Source organism: Mesorhizobium sp. M7A.F.Ca.AU.002.02.1.1, assembly GCF_003998535.1.
GTDB lineage: Bacteria > Pseudomonadota > Alphaproteobacteria > Rhizobiales > Rhizobiaceae > Mesorhizobium > Mesorhizobium ciceri.
In genome coordinates, this window is the sequence record NZ_RZPB01001140.1 from 1 (window position 1) to 1,390 (window position 1,390).

Here is a 1,390-nt window from a genome sequence, read left to right on the forward strand (position 1 = left end):
CCTCAGCCTCCTGCGCTTCCGCGCGCAGCAGTGCCTGACGATCGGCGACCGGAATCTGGTAGTAATCGGGGTGGATTTCACTGAAGGCGAGAAAACCGTGACGGTTGCCGCCATATTCGACAAAGGCTGCCTGAAGGGAGGGCTCTACGCGCGTTACGCGGGCTAGGTAGATGTTTCCTTTGAGCTGCTTCTTGTCCTGGGATTCAAAGTCGAATTCTTCAATACGGTTACCGCGTATGACGACAACGCGTGTTTCCTCCGGGTGGGAGGCGTCTATCAGCATTTTGTTGGGCATTATTTCGTTTCCCCCCGGCAGCCGTCAGCCGCAGCTTGCGAGGCAAAGCCTGCTGCTGCGTGTCTGGAATGTGGGTGCCGGATATTTGAACGTCCGTCGGCCGCCGCTTGAGCGCCATGGCGGTGCCGCCCGCAGCCATAATGGCGCGGTTTGATGCGGACCTTTCCATGATTGCGCTTGAAGCCATCGTCACCAACAGAACCTTTTGAACCAAAGCCCGGACGAACCGGACCAGCTTGTTTGCTCATACAGAGCCGGCACGGGAACAAACCCGGCCGTTTTCCTCACGCAGGCGATTCCCCCGCCACGGGAGCACGCCTGCGAAATTCGTCGCGATCACCTGAACCCTTTTCGCCTGAAGCGAAAGGAGCCGCCTTTACGTCTGACCCTGTAGCAAGAAGCTGCGGAGGAGGGCGGTTCCAGGATTGCAGTGATCCACCATCGCTTTTATGATTTGGCGGGGTGGATGGCAACCCCGATTTCCGATGCCGGCAAAAAGCCGTTCCGTAGCGTAAAGCCAGGCTTGCGGCCCTGCATGAAAAGGCTTGGTTAACCTTCTCTGGATACCAATCGTTAATCGAGTTCGCGGCCTAACCGGCATTTCGACGAAACGACCGGGCGCCGGGCGCCAAACCGGGAGCGACTGCAAGAGAGATGGGATTGGCGGACTTCACAGACAAGGGATGTCGTGTCGGCGGCCGGATCCTGGCCGCTTTCTGCCTCTTGCTGCTGCTGGCGGCCTCATCCGTCTTGTCCTCAAATGCCAGTGCCGCCGACGCTCCGCTCGTGGCAAAAGGCTACAAGATGGCCGGCGATGCCACCAAGATGCGCATCGTCATGGATTTCGACCGCGAACCCGATATCAAATGGTTCCTGCTGCGTGGTCCCAACCGTCTTGTCATCGATCTCGCGAATACGAGATTCGCCGTGGATGCCAAGGATTTGAAGGCGCGGGGCCTGGTCAAGGGCGTGCGCCTGGGCGAACTCGGCGAGGGCGTTTCGCGTCTGATCCTCACCGGCAAGGGACCCTTTGCCGTCGACAAGCTCGACGTGCTCAAGAACGAGGACGGAACCGGCTACCGCATTGCCATCGAC

The 1,390-nt window shown here is 59.2% G+C and carries 2 protein-coding genes; one reads left to right on the forward strand and one right to left on the reverse strand.

Features of this window, described 5'->3' with window-relative positions:
• The coding region (locus EN879_RS35860) for a S1 RNA-binding domain-containing protein (protein WP_127274713.1) at positions 1 to 295 on the reverse strand (295 nt) is incomplete at its 3' end.
• A gap of 654 nt (positions 296 to 949) precedes the next feature.
• On the opposite strand from EN879_RS35860, the gene EN879_RS35865 reads away from it, so the two are divergent.
• Positions 950 to 1,390, forward strand: a 441-nt coding sequence (locus EN879_RS35865) for an AMIN domain-containing protein (RefSeq protein ID WP_127274714.1), incomplete at its 3' end; no start/stop codon positions are given.